The 3,343-nt window shown below is 68.3% G+C and carries 5 protein-coding genes; 2 read left to right on the forward strand and 3 right to left on the reverse strand.

From position 1 onward, the window contains the following. Positions 1-337 precede the first annotated feature (337 nt). On the reverse strand, positions 338-1,111 hold the full coding sequence (locus ACIG5E_RS39200) for a maleylpyruvate isomerase family mycothiol-dependent enzyme (protein WP_396542060.1): 774 nt from the start codon (positions 1,109-1,111) through the stop codon (positions 338-340). Between the two features lie 260 nt (positions 1,112-1,371). Here ACIG5E_RS39200 and ACIG5E_RS39205 point away from each other — a divergent pair, with 260 nt between their 5' ends. Further along, the gene (locus tag ACIG5E_RS39205) at positions 1,372-1,797 is read left to right on the forward strand and encodes a hypothetical protein (protein WP_396542062.1); all 426 of its coding nucleotides are present in this window, start codon (positions 1,372-1,374) and stop codon (positions 1,795-1,797) included. A 254-nt stretch (positions 1,798-2,051) separates the two neighbouring features. After that, entirely contained in the window at positions 2,052-2,411 is a 360-nt protein-coding gene (locus ACIG5E_RS39210) for a hypothetical protein (RefSeq protein WP_396542064.1), read from the forward strand. A gap of 46 nt (positions 2,412-2,457) precedes the next feature. On the opposite strand, the gene ACIG5E_RS39215 is transcribed toward ACIG5E_RS39210, so the two are convergent. Both ACIG5E_RS39215 and ACIG5E_RS39220 read right to left on the reverse strand, forming a co-directional pair. After that, a complete protein-coding gene (locus ACIG5E_RS39215; protein WP_396542066.1) occupies positions 2,458-2,871 on the reverse strand; it encodes a Cmx in 414 nt (137 codons plus the stop codon). An 88-nt stretch (positions 2,872-2,959) separates the two neighbouring features. Further along, the gene (locus ACIG5E_RS39220; protein WP_396542068.1) at positions 2,960-3,277 is read right to left on the reverse strand and encodes an integrase core domain-containing protein; all 318 of its coding nucleotides are present in this window, start codon (positions 3,275-3,277) and stop codon (positions 2,960-2,962) included. Positions 3,278-3,343 lie beyond the last annotated feature (66 nt).

A 3,343-nucleotide genomic window follows, 5' to 3' on the forward strand; every position in this document is an offset into this window, starting at 1 on the left:
ATCGCCCTGGTCATGCTCACCCTGGCGGGCCCTCGCCCCACCCTCCCTGGACGCCAACCCGCGACAGCCTGACCCACACATCAAGCAGGAGAGCCACTTTTCGCCGGTCGTCCGCCCCAGCGCCGGTTCTCGCGGTCGGTTCAGCTCTTCCGCCGGTATGCGCCGGGGTTACCTCGACCAAGAGCACGAGCGCAACCACCGGGCCCGCTACCGACTCGCTGCTCGATCTACGAGGTCAGTCCCAGCAATCCGCACCCGCCGCGCACTGTCCCCCAGTCGAGCGCGAGCCGCCCGCAGGAGCGCGCGCACGACCGACAGAGCGTCACAAGTGCGCGTTTTACGCGGTCGGGTCCCAGTCTGCGAGCTGCTCCATCGGCTCGGTGTCGCCGGTGTTCTCCAGGCCGTCGAGCGGGACGCGCGCGTAGAAGTAGAGGACCAGTTCGCTCGCTGCGCCTCGCATCGCCATGTCGCCCGGCTCCGCGTCGGCGGCGAGGTCGTCGCAGCGGACGCCGTCGGCGTTGAGGGTCAGGCGCCAGGAGCGGCCCTCGGTCGTGTGCAGGTCGATGGTCGCCGGCTTGAACGGCCAGGGGACGGTCGTCGCCGAGACGGTCGTCAGGAACTCGTCGACGCCCTCGACCGCGACGTCCGTCGGCAGCGGCTGTGCGGCGCCCTGGGTGAGCTGGGCGTCGTAGGTGTGGACGGCGATCTCCTGGATCTGGTGCCGGGCCACGGCTCCGCTGGTCTCCGGGGCCTGCGAGCGGCCCCACCAGGTCCAGCAGCCGCGGTCCGGGCCGGCCTCGCGCATCGCGTCGAGCATGAGCTCGGTCGACTCGGCGAGCCAGGCGTCCAGGGCTTCGCGGTCGCGGGGCGCGGTCGGGGCGCCCTTCGGGTCCGTCTTCGCCGGGGGCTCAGCGCCCGGGCCCGCCGCGACGATGGCGGCCTGGCGGCGGCGGCCGTCGCCGAGGTGCTGCGCCAGTTCGCGCAGCGTCCAGTCCGGGCAGGTCGGGACCTGGACGTCAAGGTCAGGGGCGGACGCGATCGCGGCGCGGAACGCGGCCGAGCGGTCCTCGATCAGCCGCAGGACCTCGGGGAACTCCATGATGTTTTGCACGTCGGTTGTGTATCACGGCGTTCCGGCCGCCGGGTAGCGAATTTGTCGGACGAAGCGTCGACGGCCGGGCGCAGCGCCGGTGCCGAAGTCGTCCGGAAACTCCAGGCACTGCTCGCCAACGGCGACTTCGACCGCTGCTGGACCTACGATCTGGGCCAAGAGCGCCAGCGCACCCAGCAGAGGTCAGCCGCAGGGCCGGCTTCCACAGCCGTGAAATCGCATCCATCAACCGGCACCAGACCCAGGACCACTGAGGGACCATGAGGACCTATCGCTACAGAGTGCAGAGAAACGGCTTCGGGCTGTTCCTCGGGATCGCGGCCGAGGCCACCCGCCCGACGAACCTGCCGGTCAGGGGCATCCCCGTCAGCGACCGAGTCCGGCTGAACGCTTCCGAAGTCAGCGACACCTTCCACGGGAACCGGTTGGCGCTCAACGAACACGAAGTCGCCTACTTGCAGCTCGGCCTGAGAAAGGTGTCCAGCGCCATCGAGCGCATCGAGACCAGCCCTTACATCGTCATCTCGGTCCGCGCCCTGGAGATCGTCGAGGTCGACTACGTGGAGGAGGCTCTCGCCCCGGCGATCGCCGGGTGGGCCGCGGCGGAATTCTCTCTGACACCCCGCCCATGCAACGTCAGCCGCGACAGCGCCACAGGCCGGTTCACATTCGACTGGGACGAGTGACCTTGGGGCCAACGGTGCGTGATCCCGGTCAAGCGCCGGGCATTCGGGCAGTTTCTCGGGGGGTGTGGCTTTGTGGCGAGTTGTTGCATCAACGTCTGGCGCAAAGCACAGGCGATGCTGGACTACACCGAGCGTCGCCGCCAGCGGGTGGCTACAGCGGTGAAGAACGCCGCGAAGAGCGGAACCCCGATCAGCGTGTCGGCCATCGCCCGGCAAGCCGGAGTCGACCGCAGCTCCTCTATCGTCACCGCGACTTGCTCGAAATCGTCCACGCCGCCGAACTCGAACCGGCGGCTCAGGACCCGGCCGGCGGGTCGCCGGTGAGCCGGGCCTCGCTCCAGGCCGATCTCGCCAATGCCCAGGCCCGCAACACTCGCCTGGCCGCCCGCGTCCAGCAGTTGGAGAAGCGACTGTCACAAACATTGGGCGCTCAAGCCTGGCGGGAGTCGGGGCTGGGTGCCCCGGCCGATATCGACGAACTCCAACGCGGAATAACCAGATTGGAGCAGCAGAACGTCGAGCTGACCAGCACGCTCGATGAGACCCGGTCGGACCTCGAAGCCGCGCGAGCGGCCAACCGGGACCTCACCAGAGCTCTGAACCAGCGCAGCTGACGGCATCGAGAACCGGGTCGCGACCGGCTGGTCGCGACCCGGACACTCACAGGGCGCTGCGGCGCGTCACCGTACTTCCTTCACGTTCTCCGCGAGCAGCACTCAGGCGCGAGGCGGCAGTAACCGCAATTGCGGTGGCGGCAAGGGCAGCGCTGACCCAGGCGGCATCTCGGTAGTCACCCGTCGCCCCAGTCGCGGCGCCTGCGAGCAGCGGTCCCAGGAACGCACCGGCGTTCAGCGCCACAGTGGCGAACGACCCGTTCAGGGACGGGGCATCGGCCGCGACATGCATGACACGGTTGACGAGGGTCGATCCGATTCCGAACGACAGCCCGCCCTGGACGACCGCGACGATGAAGAGTGGTGTTGTCTGCGTGCTGGTCATGGCCAGCACCGCCCACCCGACAGGCAGCGCCCACATCGCGAGGACCAAACCCTGCCGGAACTGACCGTCGGCCATACGACCGGCTGCGTTCACTCCGATGAAGGCGCCGGCTCCGAACGCGGCGAGCAGTCCGGGGTGAACCGCCCCGGGTTCGGTGGAGATCTCAGGTTGTGGCTTTGACCTGGGGTTTTGTGGTTGTGAGGTAGTGGGCGGTCTCGTATTCGACGGGTGGGACGTGGCCTATCTCACCGTGGAGTCGTCGGTGGTTGTACCAGTCAGTCCACTCGGCTGTGGCGAGCTCGATCTGGGAGAGGGTCTTCCAGGGGCGGCCGGGCTTGATCAGCTCCGTTTTGTAGAGGCCGATGGTGGATTCCATCAGGGCGTTGTCGTAGGCGTCGCCGACGGATCCGATCGAGGCTGCGATGCCGGCGGCGTCCAGGTGCTCAGCGAGCCGGAAACTCGTGTACTGGGTGGATTCCATCGGTCGTCGCAACACCTTGATCGAGGTGGTGTTGCATGGGACGGCCAGCAGGGTGGATCACGACGC

Origin of the sequence: Kitasatospora sp. NPDC053057, assembly GCF_044546945.1 — a bacterium.
In the GTDB taxonomy this organism is placed as follows: domain Bacteria; phylum Actinomycetota; class Actinomycetes; order Streptomycetales; family Streptomycetaceae; genus Kitasatospora.